The organism is Neisseria subflava, assembly GCF_024205705.1.
In the GTDB taxonomy this organism is placed as follows: Bacteria; Pseudomonadota; Gammaproteobacteria; order Burkholderiales; family Neisseriaceae; genus Neisseria; species Neisseria subflava_D.
Window position 1 is genome coordinate 1320068 of record NZ_CP073115.1, and the last position, 23359, is coordinate 1343426.

24 protein-coding genes and 1 pseudogene are annotated in these 23359 nt (G+C 48.3%); 14 read left to right on the forward strand and 11 right to left on the reverse strand.

Annotated features, from left to right (window positions below):
* Positions 1-182 precede the first annotated feature (182 nt).
* The 4 genes from nrdD to KCG54_RS06375 form a co-directional block, all read right to left on the reverse strand.
* Positions 183-1964 carry an anaerobic ribonucleoside-triphosphate reductase gene (gene nrdD / locus KCG54_RS06360; RefSeq protein WP_254323705.1) on the reverse strand — a complete coding sequence of 594 codons (1782 nt, stop codon included), beginning with the start codon at positions 1962-1964 and terminating at the stop codon, positions 183-185.
* A 117-nt stretch (positions 1965-2081) separates the two neighbouring features.
* The gene (nrdG, locus tag KCG54_RS06365) at positions 2082-2591 is read right to left on the reverse strand and encodes an anaerobic ribonucleoside-triphosphate reductase activating protein (RefSeq protein ID WP_254323706.1); all 510 of its coding nucleotides are present in this window, start codon (positions 2589-2591) and stop codon (positions 2082-2084) included.
* Positions 2592-2878: 287 nt separating this feature from the next.
* Complete coding sequence (locus KCG54_RS06370; RefSeq protein ID WP_254323707.1) at positions 2879-4021, reverse strand: THUMP domain-containing class I SAM-dependent RNA methyltransferase; 1143 nt, start codon at positions 4019-4021, stop codon at positions 2879-2881.
* A 116-nt stretch (positions 4022-4137) separates the two neighbouring features.
* Positions 4138-5529, reverse strand: a complete 1392-nt coding sequence (locus KCG54_RS06375) for a nucleobase:cation symporter-2 family protein (RefSeq protein ID WP_254323708.1) — start codon at positions 5527-5529, stop codon at positions 4138-4140.
* A 336-nt stretch (positions 5530-5865) separates the two neighbouring features.
* Here KCG54_RS06375 and dapA point away from each other — a divergent pair, with 336 nt between their 5' ends.
* From dapA to KCG54_RS06415, 8 genes are all read left to right on the forward strand, one after another.
* Positions 5866-6741 carry a 4-hydroxy-tetrahydrodipicolinate synthase gene (gene dapA / locus KCG54_RS06380; protein WP_254323709.1) on the forward strand — a complete coding sequence of 292 codons (876 nt, stop codon included), beginning with the start codon at positions 5866-5868 and terminating at the stop codon, positions 6739-6741.
* A gap of 126 nt (positions 6742-6867) precedes the next feature.
* Positions 6868-7953: an outer membrane protein assembly factor BamC gene (gene bamC, locus KCG54_RS06385; RefSeq protein ID WP_371464511.1), complete on the forward strand. Its 1086-nt coding sequence runs from the start codon at positions 6868-6870 to the stop codon at positions 7951-7953.
* 121 nt (positions 7954-8074) lie between these two features.
* On the forward strand, positions 8075-8305 hold the full coding sequence (locus KCG54_RS06390) for an NGO_0222 family membrane protein (RefSeq protein WP_003679018.1): 231 nt from the start codon (positions 8075-8077) through the stop codon (positions 8303-8305).
* A 9-nt stretch (positions 8306-8314) separates the two neighbouring features.
* A complete protein-coding gene (gene rdgB, locus KCG54_RS06395; RefSeq protein ID WP_254323710.1) occupies positions 8315-8908 on the forward strand; it encodes an RdgB/HAM1 family non-canonical purine NTP pyrophosphatase in 594 nt (197 codons plus the stop codon).
* 75 nt (positions 8909-8983) lie between these two features.
* On the forward strand, positions 8984-9493 hold the full coding sequence (locus KCG54_RS06400; RefSeq protein WP_254323711.1) for a hypothetical protein: 510 nt from the start codon (positions 8984-8986) through the stop codon (positions 9491-9493).
* Positions 9494-9552: 59 nt separating this feature from the next.
* A complete protein-coding gene (locus tag KCG54_RS06405; RefSeq protein WP_254323712.1) occupies positions 9553-9915 on the forward strand; it encodes a thioredoxin family protein in 363 nt (120 codons plus the stop codon).
* A gap of 96 nt (positions 9916-10011) precedes the next feature.
* Positions 10012-11187, forward strand: coding sequence for a radical SAM family heme chaperone HemW (gene hemW, locus KCG54_RS06410; RefSeq protein ID WP_254323713.1), 1176 nt, complete (start codon positions 10012-10014; stop codon positions 11185-11187).
* A gap of 135 nt (positions 11188-11322) precedes the next feature.
* Positions 11323-11877: an opacity family porin gene (locus KCG54_RS06415; protein ID WP_254323714.1), complete on the forward strand. Its 555-nt coding sequence runs from the start codon at positions 11323-11325 to the stop codon at positions 11875-11877.
* Positions 11878-11981: 104 nt separating this feature from the next.
* Here the strand turns inward: KCG54_RS06415 and KCG54_RS06420 are convergent, their stop codons facing one another.
* From KCG54_RS06420 to ruvB, 7 genes and pseudogenes are all read right to left on the reverse strand, one after another.
* Entirely contained in the window at positions 11982-12350 is a 369-nt protein-coding gene (locus KCG54_RS06420; RefSeq protein WP_254323715.1) for a hypothetical protein, read from the reverse strand.
* Positions 12347-12556 carry a dioxygenase gene (locus KCG54_RS06425; RefSeq protein ID WP_254323716.1) on the reverse strand — a complete coding sequence of 70 codons (210 nt, stop codon included), beginning with the start codon at positions 12554-12556 and terminating at the stop codon, positions 12347-12349. The genes KCG54_RS06420 and KCG54_RS06425 overlap by 4 nt, the downstream gene beginning before the upstream one ends.
* 102 nt (positions 12557-12658) lie before the next feature.
* A complete protein-coding gene (gene pth / locus KCG54_RS06430) occupies positions 12659-13237 on the reverse strand; it encodes an aminoacyl-tRNA hydrolase (protein ID WP_070460838.1) in 579 nt (192 codons plus the stop codon).
* A gap of 54 nt (positions 13238-13291) precedes the next feature.
* Positions 13292-13564 carry an RnfH family protein gene (locus KCG54_RS06435; RefSeq protein WP_003747009.1) on the reverse strand — a complete coding sequence of 91 codons (273 nt, stop codon included), beginning with the start codon at positions 13562-13564 and terminating at the stop codon, positions 13292-13294.
* Positions 13557-13988 (reverse strand): type II toxin-antitoxin system RatA family toxin, encoded by a 432-nt coding sequence (locus KCG54_RS06440; protein WP_003683270.1) that lies wholly within the window; start codon positions 13986-13988, stop codon positions 13557-13559. Before KCG54_RS06440 ends, KCG54_RS06435 begins: the two co-directional genes overlap by 8 nt.
* 89 nt (positions 13989-14077) lie before the next feature.
* Positions 14078-15985, reverse strand: coding sequence for an ATP-binding cassette domain-containing protein (locus KCG54_RS06445; protein WP_254323717.1), 1908 nt, complete (start codon positions 15983-15985; stop codon positions 14078-14080).
* Positions 15986-16107: 122 nt separating this feature from the next.
* A pseudogene (gene ruvB, locus KCG54_RS06450) lies at positions 16108-17138 on the reverse strand (Holliday junction branch migration DNA helicase RuvB).
* A 216-nt stretch (positions 17139-17354) separates the two neighbouring features.
* On the opposite strand from ruvB, the gene cmk reads away from it, so the two are divergent.
* From cmk to rlmN, 6 genes are all read left to right on the forward strand, one after another.
* Entirely contained in the window at positions 17355-18014 is a 660-nt protein-coding gene (gene cmk / locus KCG54_RS06455) for a (d)CMP kinase (protein WP_049344765.1), read from the forward strand.
* Between the two features lie 154 nt (positions 18015-18168).
* Entirely contained in the window at positions 18169-19854 is a 1686-nt protein-coding gene (rpsA, locus tag KCG54_RS06460; RefSeq protein WP_003678994.1) for a 30S ribosomal protein S1, read from the forward strand.
* A 10-nt stretch (positions 19855-19864) separates the two neighbouring features.
* Positions 19865-20179 carry an integration host factor subunit beta gene (locus KCG54_RS06465; RefSeq protein WP_003678992.1) on the forward strand — a complete coding sequence of 105 codons (315 nt, stop codon included), beginning with the start codon at positions 19865-19867 and terminating at the stop codon, positions 20177-20179.
* 261 nt (positions 20180-20440) lie between these two features.
* Positions 20441-21577 carry a cell division protein ZapE gene (gene zapE / locus KCG54_RS06470; protein WP_254323718.1) on the forward strand — a complete coding sequence of 379 codons (1137 nt, stop codon included), beginning with the start codon at positions 20441-20443 and terminating at the stop codon, positions 21575-21577.
* A gap of 94 nt (positions 21578-21671) precedes the next feature.
* Positions 21672-22097, forward strand: coding sequence for a nucleoside-diphosphate kinase (ndk, locus tag KCG54_RS06475; RefSeq protein ID WP_004519785.1), 426 nt, complete (start codon positions 21672-21674; stop codon positions 22095-22097).
* A gap of 168 nt (positions 22098-22265) precedes the next feature.
* On the forward strand, positions 22266-23354 hold the full coding sequence (gene rlmN / locus KCG54_RS06480) for a 23S rRNA (adenine(2503)-C(2))-methyltransferase RlmN (RefSeq protein ID WP_254323719.1): 1089 nt from the start codon (positions 22266-22268) through the stop codon (positions 23352-23354).
* The last annotated feature ends 5 nt before the right edge of the window (positions 23355-23359 follow it).

The window sequence follows — 23359 nt, forward strand, 5'->3', positions numbered from 1 at the left end:
CTCTCACTTTTTTTGAATGTAGGTTAAAGGAAGTTATATGTTAATTCATTATATGAAGGCGTCAAGAGTTTTTGTTTAATTTAATCAAAACTATATCATTAAAAGAGCCAGTCTATCTCAACATGATCAAGGCCGTCTGAAATTTCAGACGGCCTTAGGTTTGAAGCAATCTTTTTCAACGATTACGCCGCTTTACGGTGATAATGTCTGAGCGCATGCTCTTTGCGTCGTCCGCTTGAGAAGGCGGATACGCGCTTCAGATAACCGATCACTCGGGTGCCGTAGTCGATGTCGTGGCTGCCGCAGGCAGAACAGGCGTGCAGGGTGCGTTTGTCGATATGGCCGCATTCGTTGCAGATGGTGATGCGCACGTTTACGCAGAAGTAGTTGCAGCCGGTTTGCGCGGCGATGTCCAAGAGCGAGCGGTAGCCGGTTTCGGGCAGGGCTTCGTCAAGGTTCAAGTGCAGCGCGGAGCCGCCGTCGAGCCAGTCCACCAGTTCTTTGCCGTGCAGCAGGAATTTGTCGAGCGCATTAATTTCTTCGTCTTCAACGACGTAGAAATAGGAGTTGTAGCATTCGCGACTGACTTTATAGCCGTCGGCTTTGTCCCATTTGGCGTTTTTCACGCCGAGGTTTTCGGCAGGAACGAACTCGGTGTTGAACTTCACGCCGAAGTGTTTGCTGGCGGCTTGATTGGCTTCAAATATGGTTTTCAGACGGCCTTGGACAAAGTTGATGTAATCGTCGTTGTAGCCGACTTTGATGCCTTGCGATTCGGCGGCTTCCGCCATGCCGTTGATGCCGATGGTGAGGAACTGTTTGTCCAACGTGATGAAGCCTGCATCGTAAACGGGCAGCATTCCGGCGGCTTGGTATTCTTCCATCAGTTTGCGGTAGGCGTATTGGTATTTGTGGATTTTGGCGACTTCGGCGGCAAGGTCGCGCCCGTCTTGTTCCAGCCGGTTCATATTGATGGTAATGACGTTGATGGAACCGGTCGCCACGCCGCCCGCGCCGAGGGTGTAGCTGAAAGTGCGGTCTTCAATGGCATTGCGCAGGCGGCAGCAGGAAGCCAAGGAGTCGGGGTTGTCGGAAAGATAGACGAAGAAGGAATTGCCTTCCGCCAACTCTTTCGCCATTTCGTCAGCGAACACGGTGTCTTTGCATTTGCCACCGTCGGTCAGCATTGCAGCGGTCACGACAGGGAAGGTCAAAACGGCTTTGGTGCGTTCCTGATTGAACCATTTGAGGAAGAAGTTTTGCAGCTTCGCTACGCTCGTCCAAACCGGTTTGCTGAAATCGGGGAAGACGAAATCGCCGAACATTGCGTCGAAATAGTATTGATCGTAAACGGAAATATTCCAAAACACGCTCTGATAGCCGCGCGCGGCGGCGGGCTGGTTGATGCTGTACACCACCTGCTGCATGTGGTTGGCGATTTCTTTGCTGTGGGTTTCCAAATAATCGTCGCCGTAGTCTTTGCGGGCGAAGTAGTCGAAATAAGTCAGAAATTCTACCGTAGCCACCGCGCCGGCAAACTGCGCGCTGATGGCAAACACAAGATTGATAAACGAGCCGCAAAACGATGCCAAATGTTGCGGCGCCTTGGATTCGCCGCCGAGTTTGCTTAAGCCGTCGAGCAGGAAGGGATACAGCGTAACCGACACACAATAAGGCTTAAGGCTGGTCTCGTCGTGCACATAAATCTCGTGCGCCTCAATCTGGCGGATGTATTCGTCGGTGACGGATTGGTCGAAAATTTCGGCGATTTTGCGCGACACTTGGACGCGGTTAATCTGCACGAAAAAGTCTTTCATGATTTCCGCTTCCATCGTGGCGATGTTTTTCTGGGTAACGTTGGCATTGGCGTCCATTTTCGAGCCGTCCGCCGCGTTTTGCGCGCTGATGTAGTCGCGCATGAATTGTAGTTTTCCGTTTAACTGTTCGGGATGCAGCCGAATCATGTTAATTCTCCTGTATGGTTTGGATGATTTATCAAGCAATGACGGTCAGGCCGTCTGAAACATCGCTGTCAGCGAATACAATAAATTCAATTTAAATCAGTGCAATACAGCATTGAGCTAAATTGAAGCCACTGGAAACACTTTAGGCACGGGTTTGTCTTTGATAAACAATCGGTTCAACACTTCGCCCGTGCGCAAATCGATAAACTTCTGATTGGTGGTCGGGCTGTCTAAGCCACCCAGCTCCATCTGCCAGCGGCCGGTTTTCAGATACGTCAGATAAGGCAGAATGCCGTCTGAAACCGCTTCCAACTCCTCACGCTCCAGGCCGGTGTACAAGCAGGCTTTCAGACCTTGCTGGGCAACAATGACCAACATTTTCTGCAAGGCTTTCGGCTGCCATTCCCCGCCCATAAACAACACGCAGCTAATTAGCCCGCGATAGCGTTTCAGACGACCTTTTAAATAATCCTCGGTCAATTCCGTGCCAATGCCCTCTTTCCATGTATCGGCACTATGACAGCCTTTACAACGCAGCGGGCAACCGGAAAACAGAAACGCCAGCGACACTTCGCCCGGCACTTCCTGCCAAACAATTTGCTCAACTGTAAATTTCAAACCGTTCATTGCAATGCCATAAAACACAAGATATGGTGTGCATTAAAACACAATACTACTAGATATGGTATTTTTATTTAACAATGCATTTTACTTATATAATAGATTTTTATTATTTAACTGATTGCCTATTACTATAAAATAGCAATTTTAAACCAATAAAAAGTCCGCCTGAACACGATTCAGACGGCCTGTAATTAAAAAAAGAAAAGCAAACTCCGTTATAGCAAAGTCTATCTAAATAAAACAAAAAAGGCCGTCTGAAATCATCTTTCAGACGGCCTCAATTTCAGGTTTTAGCCCCGATTTGAGCCTTTAACCATATCCATCAAAAACAATCGGCAATCCAAGTTGCCATTAAACAGCGGAATTTTACGCTTCGGAGAAAGGCGCATAAATTTCGGCATATCGCGATCGCCGGTAAACATCCCAACCAACCAGCCTGCGTAATGCTGTTTCAACCATGTGCCCAGTTGCGGATAAAGCGCCTGTAAAGCCTGAATTTCGGCAAGGCGCACGCCATAAGGCGGATTGGAAATCATAATGCCGTGTTCGCCGTTTGGCCGTACGGCTTGCGCATCTTGCACGTCAAAGCGAATGAAATTATCCACTTCGGCGGCTTGAGCATTGGCTAATGCGGCACGGATCATATAACGGTCGTTGTCGCTGCCGGAAATTGGCGCAGCTGCCGGTTTGATTTGTTTTTCAGCCTCACGGCGCAGCGCTTGCCATTTTTCTTTGTCGAAGTTTTGCAGTTTTTCAAAACCGAAACGGCGCATCAAACCCGGCGCACGGTGTGTCGCAATCCATGCAGCCTCAATAGCAATCGTGCCGCTGCCGCAAAACGGGTCTTGGAAAGGCTGCGTACCGTCGTAGTCTGCCAAAAGCAGCAAACCTGCCGCCAAGTTCTCTCTTAATGGCGCTTCGCCGGTATCCTGACGATAGCCGCGTTTGAAGAGTGCTTCGCCGGAAGTATCGATAAAGATTTCCACGTTGCGCTCATCGATAAAGGCATGAATGCGGATATCGGGGTTGATTTTGCCCACGCTCGGACGCGCATCATAAATATCGCGGAAGGCATCGCAGACGGCATCTTTGATTTTCAAACCGACAAAATCCAAGCTTTTCACATTGGCGCGCTTGCCTTCGACTTTGACTTTAAAGGTCTGCTCCAGCTTAAACCAACCTGTCCAATGCAGATTTCGTGCCAATTTGTAGATATCGTGTTCGCTGCGATAACCGCCTTTGGTCAAACGCAGCAAAACACGGCTGGCAACGCGCGAATGCAGGTTGATGCGATACACCTGCTCCATCGTGCCTTTACATGCCACACCGCCGTCAACAGCGCGGATATCCTGACATGCCATGCTTTCGAGTTCCTGCGTCAAAGGCGCTTCCAAACCGCGAGGACAAGTGATAAAAAGTGAATAAACCGTCATATAAAACCTTTCCGGGTAGGGCTATCCGAACCACTCGGATAACAAATAAAAACAATATTATAGCCGAAAAACCAAAGGCCGTCTGAAACTTCAGACGGCCTTTAAATAAAGCTTGCTTAGTGCTCCAAACTATCGGTTTCCACCTTAACCGCTTTATCGGTTTTATCCTCCGGCAAAACCAAGTTCAACAATACCGCCATAATACCGCCGGCGGAAATTGAGTTTTGGAACAATACAGGCAGGTTTTTGAACACTTCCGGCTCAAACGCCACGCCCAAACCCAAACCGACAGAAGTAGCCGCGATGACCGCTTCACGACGGCGAATACCGTGGCTGACCAAAATCCGCACACCGGCAATCGCAATCAGACCAAACATCAACACCATCGCACCACCCAAAACCGGACTCGGAATCGTGGTAAACGCGCGGCCAATGACGGGGAACAAGCCCAGCAATACCAAAATCGCCGCAATATATTTGCCCACATGGCGCGAAGCCACGCCGGTCATTTGAATCACGCCGTTGTTTTGCGCAAAAGTGGTCAAAGGCAAAGAGCCCAATGCAGTCGCAATCACAGACACCAAACCATCTGCCAATACACCGCCGCGCAGGCGTTTGGTGTATTCCTCACCCTCAATCGGCTGCTCGGAAACCATCGCAGTCGCCGTCAAATCGCCAACCGCTTCAAATACGCTCAACAAGAAAATCGCACCGGCTACGATAAACGCGTGCCAATCAAATGCAAAGCCATATTTAAACGGAACCGGCAGAGTAATCAGCGGCAGGTTTTGCAGGGCAGAAAAATCTACTTTGCCCAAAAACAGCGCAACAATATAACCGACAATCAAACCCACCGCGATGCCGCTCATACGCAACAATGGATTTTTCAAGCAGTTGAAAACCAATACAATCAGCAACACCAGCGATGCCAGACCTAAGTTTTCCATTGAGCCGAACGTGCCGTCTGCTTTCGCACCGAAGCCGCCGCCGAAATCGGTAATGCCGACATGTACCAAGCTCAAACCGATCAACATGACTACCACGCCGCTTACAGTCGGCGTAATCACTTTTTTCAAATAAGGCAAAAGCCAAGCGGAGAAGCACACCAAAAACGCGCCGACAAAGGACACGCCCAGAAGCGTTGAAATCATCGCATCTTCAGTCAAGCCGCCCTCTTTCATACCGGTACCGAGTGCAATCATCACGGTAACAAAAGAGAAGTTGACCGACTGAATCGACAACATACCCGAACCGACCGGCCCGAAACGGTTGACCTGCAAATAAGTACCGACACCGGAAGCCACCATCGCCATCGACACCAAATAAGCCGTCATTTCAACCGGCAGCTCCAACGCCCCGCCGACAATCAATGCCGGAGTAATCATCGGGACAAAAATCGCCAGAAGGTGCGTAACCGCACTCAACAACGCATTACCAAACGGCGGCTTATCTTCCAAACCATAAACCAAATCAAGCGGTTCCGCTTGTTTTTCAGTCATTCCGGCCATGTTGAACCTTCTCTCAAGAATCGTTAAAAAATATTAAGATGCGTATTTTAACCAATTTGAAATGTATCAGCAAATTCAAAACCATCAGGCCGTCTGAAAGTTCCGCCCAACTGTTTTCAGACGGCCTCAAACCGCCTTAACACATTTTAATTCTTGACATCATTTTTCCATCTTAAAACAAACAAACCAATGATTTAAAAATGTATTATTCATTAAGATAATGACAAGTCACCATTAAACAGCAAAGCCGCTTAGCGGATATGTTTCACACAAACAACAAAGTAAGCTACAATCCGATGAATAATCCACCTACACCATAAAATTAAAGGTTTCCGTATGTTAAAAGGCAGTCTGGTTGCCCTGATTACTCCGATGAATCAAGACGGCAGCATCAACTACGAACAACTTCATGACTTAATCGACTGGCACATTGAAAACGGCACCGACGGCATCGTCGCAGTCGGCACTACTGGCGAGTCAGCCACCCTGCCTGTCGAAGAACATTTGACCGTTATTGAAGCCACTGTCAAACACGTCAACAAGCGCGTTCCCGTTATCGCCGGCACAGGCGCCAACAATACTGTCGAAGCCATCGCCCTTTCCAAAGCCGCCGAGCAAGCCGGTGCGGACTACACCTTATCTGTTGTTCCCTACTACAACAAACCTTCGCAAGAAGGTATTTACCAACATTTCAAAGCCATCGCCGAAGCCACTTCGATTCCGATGGTTATTTATAATGTTCCCGGCCGTACCGTCGTGAGCATGAGCAACGACACTATTTTGCGTTTGGCCGAGATTCCGAATATTGTCGGCGTGAAAGAAGCCAGCGGCAATATCGGTAACAACATCGAATTGATCAACAGCGTTCCTGAAGGTTTTGCCGTATTCTCCGGCGACGATCCTACCGGCCTGCCTTTCATGCTGTGTGGCGGTCATGGCGTGGTAACCGTCGCAGCCAACGTTGCACCGAAACTCTTTGCCGATATGTGCCGAGCCGCCCTTGAGGGCGATATTGCGACCGCCCGTCGTCTAAACGAGCAACTTATCCCAATTTATAACACCATGTTCTGCGAGCCCAGCCCGGCCGCGCCCAAATGGGGCCTGAGCTTATTGGGCAAATGCGAACCCCATGTTCGTCTGCCTTTGGTAGCACTGACCGAAGCCGGTCAAGCCAAAGTCCGAGCCGCTCTGGAAAAATCAGGACAAATCTGATCCGGAAATAAGGCCGTCTGAATCCCAAACACCCTTTTCAGACGGCCTCCCTGTTAAGAACTTCATCCACAGGAAAACAAGATGACCTATATCAAACCCATCGTAGTAGCCCTCGCCCTGATTAGCATGACTGCCTGTTCCGGCAGCAAAAAAGAACAACCCAAACTCGACTATCAAAGTCAATCTCACCGCTTGGTCAAACTGGAAGTACCACCTGATTTGAACAACCCAGACCAAGGCAACCTCTATCAATTACCGGCAGGCAGCGGCGCCGTCCGTGCCAGCGACTTCAACAAACGCCGCACTCAGGCCGTACAACAACCTGCCAATGCAGAAGTTTTGAAATCCGTTAAAGGCGTACGCCTTGAGCGTGACGGCAATCAACGCTGGTTGGTTGTCGATGGTAAATCGCCTCGCGAAATTTGGCCTTTGCTGAAAGTGTTCTGGCAAGAAAACGGTTTTGACATCAAATCCGAAGAACCAGCCATCGGCCAAATGGAAACCGAGTGGGCTGAAAACCGAGCCAAAATCCCTCAAGACAGCCTGCGCCGCCTGTTGGATAAAGTCGGCTTGGGCGGTATCTACTCTACCAGCGAACGCGACAAGTTCATCATCCGCATCGAACAAGGTAAAAACGGTTCGACCGACATCTTCTTCGCCCACAAAGGCATGAAAGAAGTTTATGCCGACCGTAAAAAAGACACTACGATGTGGCAGCCGGGTGAAAACGACCCTAACCTTGAAGCCGCATTCCTCGCTCGCTTTATGCAATATTTGGGCGTTGACGGTCAGCAAGCTGAACAGGCCCTGACCCAAAGCGTTGCCGCCCGCAGCAATGCTTCTGAGTTGGCCCGTGTGGACAACGGCACCCTGCTGCTGGCAGGCGATTACGGCCGCAACTGGCGCCGTACTGCCCTTGCGCTTGACCGCATTGGCCTGACTGTTATCGGTCAAAATGCCGAACGCCGCGCTTTCTTGGTTCAACAAGCGCCAACCGAAGGTGAAGCAGTTGCCAATAAAAAACCGGGCCTGTTCAAACGTGTATTTGGCAAAGGCAAAGCGGAAGCGCCAAAAACTTATCCTGAAATCATCGTGTATGTTGAGCCTATCAACAATGGCGCACGCCTCCATCTGTTGAACAAAGATGGTAGCCCATACAAAGGCAGCGATGCCTCCACATTGTTGAGCCGCCTGCACACAGAATTGCGTTAATCCGTTATTCGACTTAAGGCCGTCTGAAATATTCAGACGGCCTTTTTAACGAATACGATATGGTTTCAAATTCCCAATCTGACGTTATAATCAGAACATTTTTCCCCTTACCCAAGCTGCCATGACCCGACAAAAAGCCTATCTGCTCCTGACTGCCCTGTTTACCCTGATGTTTATCGTACTGATTCTGTTGGGCGCTTATCTTCTGAGCATACACAGCAAACAATTTGCCGTTGCCGCCTTTCTGTTTGCCTTTGCAGCCGTTTTTGCCCAAATCGGCAGCCTTGCCCTTTATATCCGCCACAAAGCACGCGCACAAATGGCTCGTATGCAGCAAACCGAAAACCATTAAGGAAAAACCATGTTTGGAAAAATCGTCCTTGCCAGTGGCAACGCAGGCAAACTCAAAGAATTTTCCCGCCTCTTTGCCGACTTAAACATCGAAATCCTGCCACAATCACAGTTCAATACGCCCGAATGTCCCGAGCCGTACCATACCTTTGTTGAAAATGCCCTGGCTAAAGCACGTCATGCCGCCAAATACAGCGGCTTACCAGCACTTGCCGACGACTCCGGCATCTGTACCAACGCCTTAAACGGCGCACCCGGCATTTTCTCCGCTCGTTATGCAGGCGAAAACCCCAAATCCGATGCTGCAAACAACGCCAAACTTTCTGCCGATCTTGCCGATAAAGACGACAAAAGCTGCTACTACGTCTGCGTCCTTGTCCTCGTCCGCCACGAAAATGACCCGCAGCCCATCATTGCAGAAGGCATCTGGCGTGGACAATGGCAGGCAGAAGCAGCCGGCACAAACGGCTTCGGCTACGATCCACATTTCTATCTGGCCGAACACGGTTGCACCGCCGCCGAGCTTAATCCTGAAATCAAAAATGCCGAAAGCCACCGCGCCCAAGCATTGCGTGAATTGTTAAGAAAAATCGAGTCCTTATAAATCAATAATAGGCCGTCTGAAAACCTGAAACGTTTTTTTAGATGTTCCAAATCCAATAAATAATAAAAGAAATCCATGTCCCCTAAGCAAATCTTGATTGTCGCCATCCGCTTGGTCGTTTTAATCGGTATCGTACAAACGCTTGGCAGCATCGCGACCATATTCGTACAGACAGAAAGCATGTATGACAGTAAACAAATCTCATCCGTACTGATGCTCTACGGCTTGTATTTAATTGCATGGCTGCTGCTATGGTGTTTCCCTGCCGCCATTACCAACCGCCTGTTGCCCGAACATCTGCAAACCGTACAGGAAGCCCCAAAACACCCTGCACCATGGCTGACGACCGGTATTGTATTAATAGGCATATATACTGTTTTCCAAGCTATCCCCGACCTAATTTACCAGTTCTCTCTCTATCTTTTTGTACAGTCTATTGCTATCGACACACATACATCCGTTTGGGCGGATCTCGGCGCACAAAACCAAGCCGGTATACTTGCCAACATCGCGCAGCTTTTTATCGGCATTTTCCTGCTATTCGGTGCACCCAAACTCTCATCTTGGATGCGCAAAAGACTTTAACTACATAAAAACAACAGACCGTCTGAAACCTTCAGACGGCCTACCTCACATTCATTCCCATGCCCAAGCCCACACCTGAAGAATTAGCAGCCTTTGCAAAACACGTTGCTGCCTTTATCCCGACTACGCCTGACGAACTTCTTCAACTCATTGACAGTCAAGAAGCTGCTATCGTCTTTTTAGGCAAACCAAGCTGTTCATACTGTCGCCGTTTTGTTGCAAAACTGCTTACCGTTTCCTTAAACAAGCAGCTTACCATCCGCTTTACAGACAGCAGCAACAAAGCGGCTTTGAAAGATTTTCGTGAACAACACGGCATCAAAACTGTTCCCGCATTACTCAACATCTCACAAGGCAAAATAAAATTTGTCTGCAATTCCAAATTATCAGAAGAAGAAATTGAAGCTTTTTTGAGCGCTTAGACTACACAAATTTCCTACTAATTACTTTCCCGGCCGACATTTCAGTTAAAATAAGGCCCTAAAAATTTCAGACGGCCTCGAGCCTCAACACATATCATGACCCAAATCACCTTCCAACGCCCCGGCCAGCTAACCGCCCTGCCCCCTTTATCACTCTATATCCATATTCCTTGGTGCATCAAAAAGTGCCCGTATTGCGACTTCAATTCCCACAGCCTGAAAAACGGCCTGCCGGAAGAAGCCTATATCGATGCCCTATTAACCGACTTGCAGCTTGAGTTGCCCAATATTTGGGGCAGACCTGTAGAAACTATATTCTTCGGCGGCGGTACCCCCAGCCTGTTTCAAGCGAAATCGATTGACCGTTTGTTAAGCGGCGTGCGCTCGCTGTTGCGCTTGCAACCCGAAGCGGAAATTACTTTGGAAGCCAATCCGGGCACATTTGAAATTGAGAAGTTTCAAGGATTTAAAGACGCAGGCATTACACGTCTGTCTATCGGCGTACAAAGTTTTAACGACGATATGCTTGCTCGATTGGGACGCGTTCACAATGGCAAAGAAGCCCTGACAGCCATTGATACTGCCTTGAAATTATTTGAAAAAGTCAATATCGATTTGATGTATGCCCTGCCAAACCAAACGGTTCAGACAGCCTTAAACGATGTGCAAACCGCTATTGCAACAGGCGTATCGCATATCAGCGCATATCATCTGACCATGGAGCCGAACACGCCTTTCGGTCATACGCCGCCAAAAGGTTTGCCGCAAGATGAAGCAGCATTGGATATTGAAGATGCCGTACACGGCGAATTGGAAGGCGCAGGCTTTATCCACTACGAAACATCGGCTTTTGCAAAACCTGCCATGCAGTGCCGCCATAATTTGAACTATTGGCAGTTCGGCGATTACTTAGGGATAGGCGCGGGTGCGCACGGCAAAATCTCCTATCCCGACCATATCGAACGCACCGTCCGCCGCCGTCATCCCAACGACTATCTTGCCGCCATGCAGAGCAATCCGCATGAAGCAGTCGAACGCAAAACTGTTGCTGCCGAAGACCTTCCATTTGAATTCATGATGAACGCCCTACGCCTGACCGACGGCGTACCTGCCGCAATGCTGCAAGAACGTACCGGTGTACCCACTGCAAAAATCATGGCACAAATCGAAACCGCCAGACAAAAAGGCCTGCTTGAATCAGACCCGACCGTGTTCCACCCGACAGAGCAAGGCCGTTTGTTCTTAAACGATTTGTTACAGTGTTTTTTATAAATGCGGTTTTACAACAGCTAAAACATTTTTAGATTTGCTTAATTTTCCACAAGAAAATACAATCAGAATAATTGTTGGGAATGAACAATCCCAGCGATTATCCACTACTTCTCATCCTACATTAAGGACAAAACCATGAAAAAAGTTCTGGTAACACTGATTGCTCTTTCCCTGCCTACATTTGCATTGGCTGATGCAACCAAAGGTTTTTATGTTCAAGCTGATGCTGGTCATGCTACTGTAAAACAAAAAGCTGATAATGCCAGTGGTTCGGTTAAAGGCTTTAGTCCACGCATTTCTGCCGGTTACGATTTCGGCGATTTCCGTGTTGCCGCTGACTATACCCATTATAAGTCTGAAAAAATCAATACTGCCTCATTCGATGCTGAAGGTAAATACCACAGTGCCGGCGTTTCTGCTATTTATGACTTTGATCTGCAAGCTCCTGTAAAACCTTATGTAGGTGCTCGTGTGGCTATTAATCATGCTTCTGCAAAAGTCAAGACAGCTAATTCATATTATGAACGCAGTGATACTAAAACTGGTGTTGGAGCAATGGCTGGCGTAAGCTACGAAGTAACACCTAACGTTGCCTTGGATGCAGGCTATCGCTACAACTATTGGGGCAAAATGAATAGCATTAAGTTCCATACTCACGAAGTATCTGCCGGCGTACGCGTAACATTCTAATTCTTGGCATGAAGCAATCATTGCTTCAAATATCAAGTAACAAAAGGCCGTCTGAAACCTATTTCTCAGGATTTCAGACGGCCTTTTAACTTCTTTAAATATATCTAACTTTTCGCTGTTTTTACTTTTGCTGCAAACCACAGCGCCGCAGCCGTACCTGCCATATCAGCAATGCCGTCCGCGATCGAACCTTGGCGCGTAGTAGTCAGAAGTGCCTGAGCCAGCTCGCTTCCTATGGCAAATAATAAAGCGGCAAATAGAATGCCTTTATGGGGAATATCCCTATTGTCTTGAATAAATATTTTTGCACACAACCATGCCTGACCGAAAAACAGTCCGAAATGGCCGACTTTATCAAAATGGAGAAATGGTGGAGCGCTATTACCGCCCTCTTTGAAAAGCAAGGCATAAATGGCGGCGGCAAACCAGATCAAGGCAGCGGCAGTAAATTTGTTTAATGGCAAGGCTTTCATTTGTCAGCCTCTTCATCCAACCATGTTTGGCAGATATCTGCCAAGCGGAAAAATTTTCCACCCCGCGCCTTCAAAATATCACGCCATTGTGCCACTTCTTCTGCATCCGGGGCATCTTCAATACTACATTCGTAAAGACAAAAGTCTAATGTTTCGCCAACAATGCCTGGGGCTTCGGTCTGCATAAGGCTGGTCAGTTCGTTCATATTTACTGTTTCTTTGATTCGTTTATCACTAGTCAGACGCGCTGCCTGTTTTCAGGCCGTCTGAACATGATGTGCAAGGCTACCCGTTTGATTCGGGTACGCTTACTTACTGTGCAAAAAACGCGTTGCCTCTTCCCATTCGCCATTCAACACGGCCGGCAATCCTTGCAGGGATTTGGCGATGGAGTCATCAATTTGCTGTCTGTGTTCCGCCGACGGTTTATTCAGCACATAACCGACAACCAGATTACGGTCGCCAGGGTGATCAATGCCCAAGCGCAGGCGGTAGAAATTAGGCGTACCCAAACGAGCCTGGATGTCTTTGAGGCCGTTGTGTCCGCCGTTGCCGCCGCCAAGTTTGAATTTGATACGGCCGCATGGAATATCCAGCTCGTCATGGATCACCAAGATTTCCTCCGGCTTGATTTTGTAAAACTGAGCCAAAGCGGCAACGGCCTGACCGGAGCGGTTCATAAAGGTCATGGGTTTGAGCAGCCAAACATCACCATCAGGCGTAGTGGCGCGTGCTACTTCGCCGTAAAATTTCTTTTCGTCTTTAAAATTAACTTTCCATTTCCACGCCAGTTCGTCCAACAACCAAAAGCCGACATTATGGCGCGTTTGTTCGTATTCTTGGCCTGGATTGCCCAAACCGACGATTAATTTAATTTTCAAGCTCATTACTGTTCTTTCAGTTTGACAGACCGTCTGAAAAAGTTTCAGACGGCCTTCGATTTATTCTTGCCCAGCGCGTTTACGTCGCGCTTCTTTCGGATCAATCAACAATGGACGATAGACCTCAATCCGATCGCCATCGCGCAACACAGTCTCATCTTTCACGGCCTTGCCGAAAATACCCAAAGGCGCTTGCTGTAAATCCAACTCTGGGAACTCCACCTCCAAACCGCTTTGCAGGGCAGCTTCGCGTACGGTTGTGCCTTCGGCAACGGTCATGCCCTTCAACACTTGCCTGTCGGCCAGTCCGTAAACAATTTCAATCTCAAGCATAGCGGCGGTCGGCCTCTTTAATAAAAGCATCTACCAGCGTACCGGCAAGATGGCCAAATACTGGGGAAATCATGGCAGAGAGTACGGCATTGGAGAAATCGTATTCTAATCTGAATTCGACTTTGCACATATCATCGCCCAAGTCGATAAATTTCCAAGTGCCGCGCAGGGTTTTAAACGGCCCTTCGAGCAAATCCATACGGATTTCCTGCCCCGGGATATTGTGGTTGTGCGTCGCAAACGACTGTTTGACGCGCATATAGTCCATAAACAGGCGCGCTTTTAGTTCGTTGCCTTTGCGTTCGATGACTTCGGTCTTGCTGTACCACGGCAAAAATTTTGGATAGTCCTCAACTTTGTCCACCAGCTCAAACATTTCCTTAGCGCTATGCAGCACCAATACGTTTTTCTCGACTTTTTTCATGTTGGTTGTAGACCTTGTTTTTGAATATTCGGGTTCAGACGGCATGATTTAGAAAAATATCTGCCCTACTTTGGGACAAAATTCCTAATTTAAACCGCTTCGCCATTTTGTTTCGCTTCCAGCCATTCCCAGCGTTCCAGCTTTTCCAAAAGCGACATCTCGATTTCTTCAGCCCTGCTTTGCAGTGCACCTGCTTTTTCGTAATCTTTGAAAATTTCAGGATCGGAAAGCTGGGTATTGATTTCAGCCTGCTCGGTTTCCAAAGCGGCGATTTCATCAGGCAGAGCGTCGAGTTCGCGCTGTTCTTTATAGGAAAGTTTGACCGTGCGGTTGGCTTTGGGTTTGACTTTTTCAGGCTCGACAACCGCTTTGGGCGCAGAGGCCGTCTGAATTTTCTCTTCCCGCGATTTTGCGTCGATATAGTCCTGATAGCCGCCGATGTATTCTTTCAGACGGCCTTGTCCTTCGAAAACAATGCTTTGGGTAATCACATTATCCAAGAACATACGGTCATGCGAGACAAGGAATACCGTGCCTTGGTAATCTCGCAGCAAGTCTTCGAGCAGCTCTTGGGTGTCGATGTCCAAGTCGTTGGTCGGTTCATCCAAGACTAGGATATTGGCGGGGCGGGTGAAGAGTTTTGCCAGCAGAAGGCGGTTGCGTTCGCCGCCGGAGAGCGATGAAACGGGACTTTGCGCGCGGGCTGGATGGAACAGGAAATCTTCCAAATAGCTCATGACGTGTTTTTTCTTGCCGCCGACTTCAACGTAATCATTGCCCTGTCCGAGCGTATAAAACACGGTGTCGTTTTCATTCAAGGCGCTGCGGAACTGGTCAAAATAGGCAACCTCCTGTTTACTGCCGATGCGGATTCTGCCGTAGGTCGGCTGCAATTCGCCCAGAATCAGCTTGAGGAAGGTGGTTTTGCCGATACCGTTTGGGCCGATTAAGCCGATTTTGTCACCGCGCTGCAAGATGGCGGAAAATTTGTCCATGATGACTTTGTCGCCGTAGGCAAACGAGGCGTGTTCCAGCTCGGCGATGATTTTGCCGCTTTTCTCGCCGCTGTCGAGTTTGAAGTTGACCTGCCCTTGTACGTTTCGGCGTTCGGCACGCTGGTGACGTAGCTCTTCCAAACGGCGCACACGGCCTTCATTACGGGTACGGCGCGCTTCGATGCCTTTGCGTATCCATGCTTCTTCCTGCGCGTGAAATTTATCAAACAGGCGGTTATGTTCTGCCTCGACTGCCAACTCTTGCGCTTTTTTCTCGCTATATTTGGAGAACGAGCCGGGATAGGAGCGCAGAATGCCGCGGTCTAGTTCGACGATGCGCGTGGCGATATTGTCCAAAAAACGACGGTCGTGGGTAATCACAACCAAGCTGCCTTCAAACGCTTTGAGCAGGTTTTCCAGCCAGATAATCGCGTCGATATCCAAATGGTTGGTCGGTTCGTCCAGCAGCAATACGTCGGGCTTTTGCACCCAAGCCTGCGCCAAGGCGACGCGCTTTTTCTGACCGCCGGAAAGGTTGCCGATTTTTTCGTTTTCCGGCAAACCGAGTTCCCCCAAAGTCTGCTTGACTGCCGCATCCAGTTTCCAGCCGTCCTTCGCTTCGATTTCAAGTTGCAATTCGTTGAGCTCTTTCAACAAAGCCTCACTCGAACCATTTTCCAACTCATGGCTGACATGATGATAACGGCGCAATAAATCACGAATTTCGCCCAAACCTTCGGCAACGGTATTAAATACGGTTGCGTCCTTATCAAAAAAGGATTCCTGCGGTACATAAACGATTTTGAGGTTGTTTTGAACAATAATCTGTCCGTCATCGAGCTTTTGTACGCCTGCAAGGATTTTTAAAAACGAAGACTTACCCGCACCATTACGACCGATTAAACCGATTTTCTCGCCGCTGTCGAGTTGAAAAGAAGTTTTGTCGAGCAAGGCGACATGGCCGACGGCAAAAGAAGCATTTTCTACGGATAAGATATTCATGGGGAAACTTCAAAAAAGAAAAGGGGGACATTTTAACCGATTATCGGCAGATATTTGCCGACAATCATATGAAATTGAAAGTATCAGGCCGTCTGAAAGCAGTTTTCAGACGGCCTTCATTATTATTCTTGAACCTTTAAACCGAAATGCAGATAGGCTCGTTCGGTTACTACACGTCCGCGCGGTGTACGTTGCAAAAAGCCCTGCTGAATCAGATATGGTTCAATCACATCTTCGATGGTATCGGTTGATTCGCCAATCGCAGCAGCCACGTTTTCCAAACCGACAGGGCCGCCGCTGAATTTGTGCAGAATTGCCTCAAGGAATTTTCTGTCCATCACATCCAAACCCTGACCGTCCACATCCAGCATACTCAAAGCCGCATCGGCAATTTCCACATCAATCACGCCGTTGTTTTTTACATCGGCATAATCGCGTACACGTCGCAAAAGACGGTTAGCAATGCGCGGCGTACCACGGCTGCGCTTGGCCACTTCCATCGCACCCTCGTCGCCCATATCCAACTGCAATAGTTGAGCAGAACGGGCAACAATAGTTGCCAAATCTTTATTCTGATAAAACTCTAATCGGGATACGATACCGAAACGGTCGCGCAACGGATTGGTCAACATACCGGCACGGGTCGTCGCGCCAACCAATGTAAACGGCGGCAAATCGATTTTGACTGAACGCGCAGCCGGCCCCTCTCCTATCATGATGTCCAACTGATAATCCTCAAGCGCAGGATAAAGGATTTCCTCAACCACGGGCTTAAACGGTGGATTTCATCGATAAACAGCACATCATGCGGCTCGAGGTTGGTCAACAAGGCTGCAAGGTCGCCGGCACGTTCCAAAACCGGACCACTGGTTTGACGCAAATTAACGCCCAATTCTTTGGCAATAATGTGCGCCAAAGTAGTTTTGCCCAAACCCGGAGGGCCAAACAGCAAAGTGTGGTCAAGCGCTTCGCCACGTTTTTTCGCCGCCTGAATAAAAATGGCCAACTGCTCTTTTGCTTTATCCTGCCCGATATAGTCGTCTAAAGTTTTCGGACGTAAAGCGCGTTCAAGCAATTCTTCCTGAGCGGAAATATTTTGAGCAGTGATAATGCGCTGAGGTTGTGCAGAAGTAAGATTATCGGTTTGTAACATAATGTTTCTAAATTCTAAGACCGTTCCCGACCCGTTGTTTCAGACGGCCCGAACAATCAGACAAAGCGGTTAAATTATGATTTTGACCATTATACCTGATAAGGCCGAACCGCTTTCCCCTCAAATCTAAATCACACAAAAATTTTCGTTTTCAGACGGCCAAAGCAACGTATAATAAACGGTTAATTCAAATACCTATCGCATTCAGGAGAACACATGAGCCTCAAGCAAAAAGTCATCGCCATCGACGGCCCCAGCGCATCCGGTAAAGGGACAGTTGCCTCACGCGTAGCCGAAGCCTTGGGTTTTCTTTACCTCGACTCCGGTGCGCTTTACCGCCTGACCGCGCTTTACGCACAAAAACAAAATGTTGCCTGGACAGATGAAGATGCCGTCAGCACACTGGCAGAAACTTTGCCCGCACAATTTGAAGGCAGCGCCGTATTATTAAACGGCGAAGATGTATCCGAGCAAATCCGTACCGAAGCGATTGGCATGGGCGCATCTGCCGTCGCGCAGTTGCCTAAAGTGCGTGCCGCCCTTTTGCAACGCCAACGCGACTTCCTAACCGAAAAAGGCTTGGTCGCCGACGGCCGCGATATCGGCTCGGTTATTTTCCCTGATGCCGCATTAAAAATTTTCCTGACCGCAAGTGCCAATGTCCGCGCCCAACGTCGTGCAAAGCAACTCGGTATTCCATGCGAAGGCGTTGCATTCGAGCGTATTTTGTCGGACATTGAGGCGCGCGACGAAGCAGACCGCCGCCGCCCTGTTGCTCCGTTGAAACAGCTGCCCGACGCCCTGCTTTTAGATACTGATAACCTTTCTATCGAAGAAGCTGTAAAAAAAGTGCTTGATTGGTATCATAAAGTTTAAAATTTGGAGTATAATCGCGAAGTTTTCATTTCAGACGGCATGTTAACCCTATAACAAGGCCGTCTGAAAACATTTCCCAACCTGCCGCGCCAAGGACGGCAGGTCATTTCAAACCTAACCCGCACCCCTTGGCGGTGTACCGAAAAGAGTATATATGACTATGGAAAATTTTGCCCAGCTGCTTGAAGAAAGCTTTACCCTGCAAGAGATGAACCCAGGTGAAGTGATTACTGCTGAAGTAGTCGGCATTGATCAAAACTTCGTTACCGTTAACGCAGGTCTGAAATCAGAATCTCTGATTGACGTTGCTGAATTCAAAAACGCTCAGGGCGAGATTGAAGTTAAAGTTGGCGATTTCGTTACCGTTACCATCGAATCTGTTGAAAACGGCTTCGGCGAAACCAAACTGTCCCGCGAAAAAGCCAAACGCGCTGCCGACTGGATCGCTTTGGAAGAAGCTATGGAAAACGGCGACATCCTGTCCGGCGTTATCAATGGCAAAGTCAAAGGTGGTCTGACTGTTATGATCAACAGCATCCGCGCATTCCTGCCGGGTTCTTTGGTTGACGTACGTCCTGTAAAAGACACTTCTCACTTCGAAGGCAAAGAAATTGAATTCAAAGTGATCAAACTGGACAAAAAACGCAACAACGTTGTTGTGTCCCGCCGCGCTGTTCTGGAAGCTACTTTGGGCGAAGAGCGCAAAGCCTTGCTGGAAAACCTGCAAGAAGGTTCAGTTATCAAAGGTATCGTTAAAAACATCACCGATTACGGTGCATTCGTTGACTTGGGCGGCATCGACGGTCTGTTGCACATCACCGACTTGGCATGGCGCCGTGTGAAACACCCAAGCGAAGTTTTGGAAGTTGGTCAAGAAGTAGAAGCTAAAGTCCTGAAATTCGACCAAGACAAACAACGCGTTTCTTTGGGTATGAAACAACTGGGCGAAGATCCTTGGAGCGGCCTGACCCGTCGTTACCCACAAGGTACCCGCCTGTTCGGTAAAGTATCCAACCTGACTGACTACGGTGCATTCGTTGAAATCGAACAAGGCATCGAAGGTTTGGTACACGTTTCCGAAATGGATTGGACCAACAAAAACGTACACCCAAGCAAAGTTGTTCAATTGGGTGACGAAGTTGAAGTAATGATCCTGGAAATCGACGAAGACCGCCGCCGTATCTCTTTGGGTATGAAACAATGCCAAGCTAACCCTTGGGAAGAGTTTGCCGCCAACCACAACAAAGGCGACAAAATCTCCGGCGCAGTTAAATCTATCACTGACTTCGGCGTATTCGTAGGTCTGCCTGGCGGCATCGACGGCCTGGTTCACTTGTCTGACCTGTCTTGGACTGAAGCCGGCGAAGAAGCTGTACGCAAATACAAAAAAGGCGAAGAAGTTGAAGCCGTTGTATTGGCCATCGACGTTGAAAAAGAACGCATCTCTTTGGGTATCAAACAACTGGAAGGTGATCCGTTCGGCAACTTCATCAGCGTAAACGACAAAGGTTCTTTGGTTAAAGGTTCTGTGAAATCTGTTGACGCCAAAGGTGCCGTAGTCGCTCTGTCTGAAGAAGTTGAAGGCTACCTGCCTGCTTCTGAATTCGCTGCTGACCGCGTTGAAGACCTGACTACCAAACTGAAAGAAGGCGACGAAGTTGAAGCCGTTATCGTTACCGTTGACCGCAAAAACCGCAGCATCCGTCTGTCTGTTAAAGCGAAAGACGCTAAAGAAAACCGCGAAGCGCTGAATTCAGTTAACGCCGCTGCAACTGCCAATGCCGGTACTACCAGCCTGGGCGACTTGCTGAAAGCCAAACTGTCCGGCGACCAAGAATAAGGTTGCAGACATGACGAAGTCTGAATTGATGGTTCGCCTTGCAGAAGTGTTTGCCGAAAAAAATGGCAACCAACTGCTGGCTAAAGATGTCGAATACAGTGTAAAAGTCTTGGTTGATACCATGACCCGCTCACTGGCTCGTGGACAACGTATCGAAATCCGCGGCTTCGGCAGCTTCGACTTGAACCACCGCCCTGCCCGTATAGGGCGCAACCCAAAAACCGGCGAACGCGTGGAAGTGCCTGAAAAGCATGTTCCTCACTTCAAACCTGGTAAAGAGTTGCGTGAGCGTGTAGACTTGGCATTGCAAGAAAGTGCTCATTAATACTTAGTAGCAAAACGCCGCAGAAATGCGGCGTTTTTTTTGTTTTCGCAAGAAATACCAAAGCCGGCTCTTTTCACGCATACCTTAATCGCACACTATTTCAACTATATTTACTACAATGCTTTTGCAAAAAACGCAGGCCGTCTGAAATCATTTATAATAGACCGACTATTCTGTAATGAAAACATCATTCCAACTACTGTCCAAACTATTGCGGATGATGTTTCAACTATCGCCAGTAAAGCATAATAAAGGTTACACATGAGCAATAGAGACCAACTATTCACACCACCTCCATTTGAAAACCACAGCCCATTGACTTGGTATCAAGCTGCAGCCGAGCAACCCAACTTTATCCGCGACGAAGCCCAAGCGCGAGCCATTGAATATTTGGACCGTTTATGGACCGAGCTGATGATGTTCAAACGCAAACGCAACCGTTTTCTCGGCCGTAGCTTGCGTTCTCCCCAAGTACCTAAAGGACTCTATTTTTATGGCGGCGTAGGACGCGGTAAAAGCTTTTTGATGGATGCTTTTTTCGGTTGTCTCCCCTATCGTCGTAAGCGTCGCGTGCATTTCCATGCCTTCATGGCCGAAATCCATCAACGCCTTAAAGTCTTGAAAAGCGAAGCCAATCCCTTAAAAGCCGTTGCAACAGAAATTGCCAAAGAAACACGCGTATTATGCTTTGACGAGTTCCACGTCAGCGATATTGCCGATGCCATGATTCTAGGCCGTTTGCTGGAAAACCTGCTGAATGAAGGTGTAGTCTTGGTAGCCACTTCCAACTACGCTCCATCCGAACTCTATCCTCAAGGCCAAAACCGCAGCAGCTTTCTGCCAACCATCGCCCTTATCGAGTCCAACCTGACCGTTTTAAATGTGGATGGTGGCGAAGATTACCGCTTGCGTACGCTGCGTCCTGCCGAAATTTTCTTTGTCCCCAATAATGAAGAAAACGAGCAAAAACTCGCTGCTTTATTTAAAGAAATGAGCGGAATCTCTGAATTAAACCCAGGCATCAGCATTATCCATGGACGGGAAATCCCCCATAAAGCCCAGTCAGAACGCGCCATCTGGTTTGATTTCCGTGCATTATGTTTTGGCCCGCGCTCACAAGCTGACTATTTGTATTTAGCCGAACATTACGAGATGGTTTTCCTTTCAGGATTAGAACGTCTAACCCCGCAAGAAAAAGCAGAAGCACGCCGTCTGACATGGTTAATTGACGTTTTATATGATTTCCGTGTGAAGCTGTGCGCCACTAGCGCAGTTGGCGTAAACGATATTTACGTTGAAGGCGATTTTGCCGAAGAATTTACCCGTACAGCCAGCCGTATGATCGAAATGCAATCTGAAGTCTATTTGGAACAACCACACCTGACTTTAAGCAAATAATGCCTTTCCCAAAAAGGGGCGAAATTTGGTAGAATACACTTCCCTCGCCTCTTGGCTACGGCAACTTACCTATTAATAAAAACAAGGACATAACATGGCCATCGAACGTACGATTTCCATCATCAAACCCGATGCAGTAGAAAAAAACGTCATCGGCAAGATTTACAGCCGCTTTGAAGAAAACGGCTTGCGCATTATTGCGGCGAAAATGAAACATCTCTCTGAGCGTGAAGCAAAAGAGTTTTATGCCGTACACAAAGACCGCCCTTTTTATGAAGACTTGGTTAAATTCATGACACGCAATCCCGTTATGATCCAGGTATTGGAAGGTGAAAACGCCGTTGCCAAAAATCGCGAATTGATGGGCGCAACCAATCCAGCCGATGCAGCTCCTGGCACAATCCGTGCCGACTTTGCAGAATCTGTCAGTGTTAATGCCGTACATGGTTCTGACAGCGTTGAAAATGCTGCGATTGAAATTGCTTACTTCTTCAGCCAAAGCGAAATCTGCCCACGCTAAGAGTAAAAGCCTGTAGCCGCTTTACGGCCGTCCGATTTATATCGGACGGCAAAACTGCTTTGTATGTCCTACAAATTAAAGGCCGTCTGAAAACCCAAAGGCTTTTAAAGCAAAGCTGCCCAATAAGCCTCTTTGCTTTAAAAGCTTTACTGAGAAACATAAAAATACATGAAAACCAATCTACTGAACTACGATTTAAACGGACTGACGCAACACTTTGCCGAAATGGGCGAAAAACCTTTTCACGCCAAGCAGGTAATGCGTTGGATGCATCAAGCGGGTGCACAAAACTTTGAAGAAATGACTGACTTGGCCAAATCATTGCGCGCCAAGTTGAATGAACAAGCCACAATCGAAGTGCCTAAATTAATGATGGCACAAGAATCTACTGATGGTACACGCAAATGGTTGCTGGATGTCGGCACGGGCAACGGTGTAGAAACCGTTTTCATTCCCGAAGCCGAACGCGGTACTTTATGTATCTCTTCCCAAGTAGGTTGCGCATTGGAATGCACCTTCTGTTCTACCGGACGACAAGGTTTCAACCGCAACCTAACTGCAGCTGAAATTATCGGTCAGCTTTGGTGGGCTAATAAAGCAATGGGCGTTACGCCGAAAAACGAACGCGTGATTTCCAATGTAGTCATGATGGGCATGGGCGAGCCAATGGCGAACTTTGATAATGTCGTTACTGCGCTGAGCATCATGCTGGACGATCATGGCTACGGCCTAAGCCGTCGCCGCGTTACCGTTTCTACATCGGGTATGGTGCCGCAAATGGACAGGCTGCGCGATGCAATGCCTGTTGCGCTGGCAGTATCCCTTCATGCTTCCAACGACGAAGTACGCGATCAAATCGTTCCGCTGAATAAAAAATATCCGTTGAAAGAATTGATGGCGGCCTGTCAACGTTATTTGGTCAAAGCCCCCCGTGACTTTATTACCTTTGAATACGTTATGCTCGACGGCATCAACGATAAAGCGCAACATGCGCGCGAATTGATTGAGTTGGTTAAAGACGTACCATGCAAATTCAATCTGATTCCGTTCAATCCTTTCCCAAATTCCGGCTACGAACGTTCTAGCAATGAAAATATCCGTGTCTTCCGCGATATTCTGCAACAAGCCGGCTTTGTCGTTACTGTCCGCAAAACCCGTGGCGACGATATCGATGCCGCTTGCGGACAACTGGCCGGACAAGTACAAGATAAAACACGCCGTCAACAAAAATGGCAACAGATTTTGGTCGAACAATAAGGTTA

Bases quoted from the DNA above. Each gene is read 5' to 3' on its own strand.
- nrdD (WP_254323705.1), bottom strand. From the start codon at position 1,964: ATGATTCGGCTGCATCCCGAACAGTTAAACGGAAAACTACAATTCATG.
- nrdG (WP_254323706.1), bottom strand. From the start codon at position 2,591: ATGAACGGTTTGAAATTTACAGTTGAGCAAATTGTTTGGCAGGAAGTG.
- KCG54_RS06370 (WP_254323707.1), bottom strand. From the start codon at position 4,021: ATGACGGTTTATTCACTTTTTATCACTTGTCCTCGCGGTTTGGAAGCG.
- KCG54_RS06375 (WP_254323708.1), bottom strand. From the start codon at position 5,529: ATGGCCGGAATGACTGAAAAACAAGCGGAACCGCTTGATTTGGTTTAT.
- dapA (WP_254323709.1), top strand. From the start codon at position 5,866: ATGTTAAAAGGCAGTCTGGTTGCCCTGATTACTCCGATGAATCAAGAC.
- bamC (WP_371464511.1), top strand. From the start codon at position 6,868: ATGACTGCCTGTTCCGGCAGCAAAAAAGAACAACCCAAACTCGACTAT.
- KCG54_RS06390 (WP_003679018.1), top strand. From the start codon at position 8,075: ATGACCCGACAAAAAGCCTATCTGCTCCTGACTGCCCTGTTTACCCTG.
- rdgB (WP_254323710.1), top strand. From the start codon at position 8,315: ATGTTTGGAAAAATCGTCCTTGCCAGTGGCAACGCAGGCAAACTCAAA.
- KCG54_RS06400 (WP_254323711.1), top strand. From the start codon at position 8,984: ATGTCCCCTAAGCAAATCTTGATTGTCGCCATCCGCTTGGTCGTTTTA.
- KCG54_RS06405 (WP_254323712.1), top strand. From the start codon at position 9,553: ATGCCCAAGCCCACACCTGAAGAATTAGCAGCCTTTGCAAAACACGTT.
- hemW (WP_254323713.1), top strand. From the start codon at position 10,012: ATGACCCAAATCACCTTCCAACGCCCCGGCCAGCTAACCGCCCTGCCC.
- KCG54_RS06415 (WP_254323714.1), top strand. From the start codon at position 11,323: ATGAAAAAAGTTCTGGTAACACTGATTGCTCTTTCCCTGCCTACATTT.
- KCG54_RS06420 (WP_254323715.1), bottom strand. From the start codon at position 12,350: ATGAAAGCCTTGCCATTAAACAAATTTACTGCCGCTGCCTTGATCTGG.
- KCG54_RS06425 (WP_254323716.1), bottom strand. From the start codon at position 12,556: ATGAACGAACTGACCAGCCTTATGCAGACCGAAGCCCCAGGCATTGTT.
- pth (WP_070460838.1), bottom strand. From the start codon at position 13,237: ATGAGCTTGAAAATTAAATTAATCGTCGGTTTGGGCAATCCAGGCCAA.
- KCG54_RS06435 (WP_003747009.1), bottom strand. From the start codon at position 13,564: ATGCTTGAGATTGAAATTGTTTACGGACTGGCCGACAGGCAAGTGTTG.
- KCG54_RS06440 (WP_003683270.1), bottom strand. From the start codon at position 13,988: ATGAAAAAAGTCGAGAAAAACGTATTGGTGCTGCATAGCGCTAAGGAA.
- KCG54_RS06445 (WP_254323717.1), bottom strand. From the start codon at position 15,985: ATGAATATCTTATCCGTAGAAAATGCTTCTTTTGCCGTCGGCCATGTC.
- cmk (WP_049344765.1), top strand. From the start codon at position 17,355: ATGAGCCTCAAGCAAAAAGTCATCGCCATCGACGGCCCCAGCGCATCC.
- rpsA (WP_003678994.1), top strand. From the start codon at position 18,169: ATGACTATGGAAAATTTTGCCCAGCTGCTTGAAGAAAGCTTTACCCTG.
- KCG54_RS06465 (WP_003678992.1), top strand. From the start codon at position 19,865: ATGACGAAGTCTGAATTGATGGTTCGCCTTGCAGAAGTGTTTGCCGAA.
- zapE (WP_254323718.1), top strand. From the start codon at position 20,441: ATGAGCAATAGAGACCAACTATTCACACCACCTCCATTTGAAAACCAC.
- ndk (WP_004519785.1), top strand. From the start codon at position 21,672: ATGGCCATCGAACGTACGATTTCCATCATCAAACCCGATGCAGTAGAA.
- rlmN (WP_254323719.1), top strand. From the start codon at position 22,266: ATGAAAACCAATCTACTGAACTACGATTTAAACGGACTGACGCAACAC.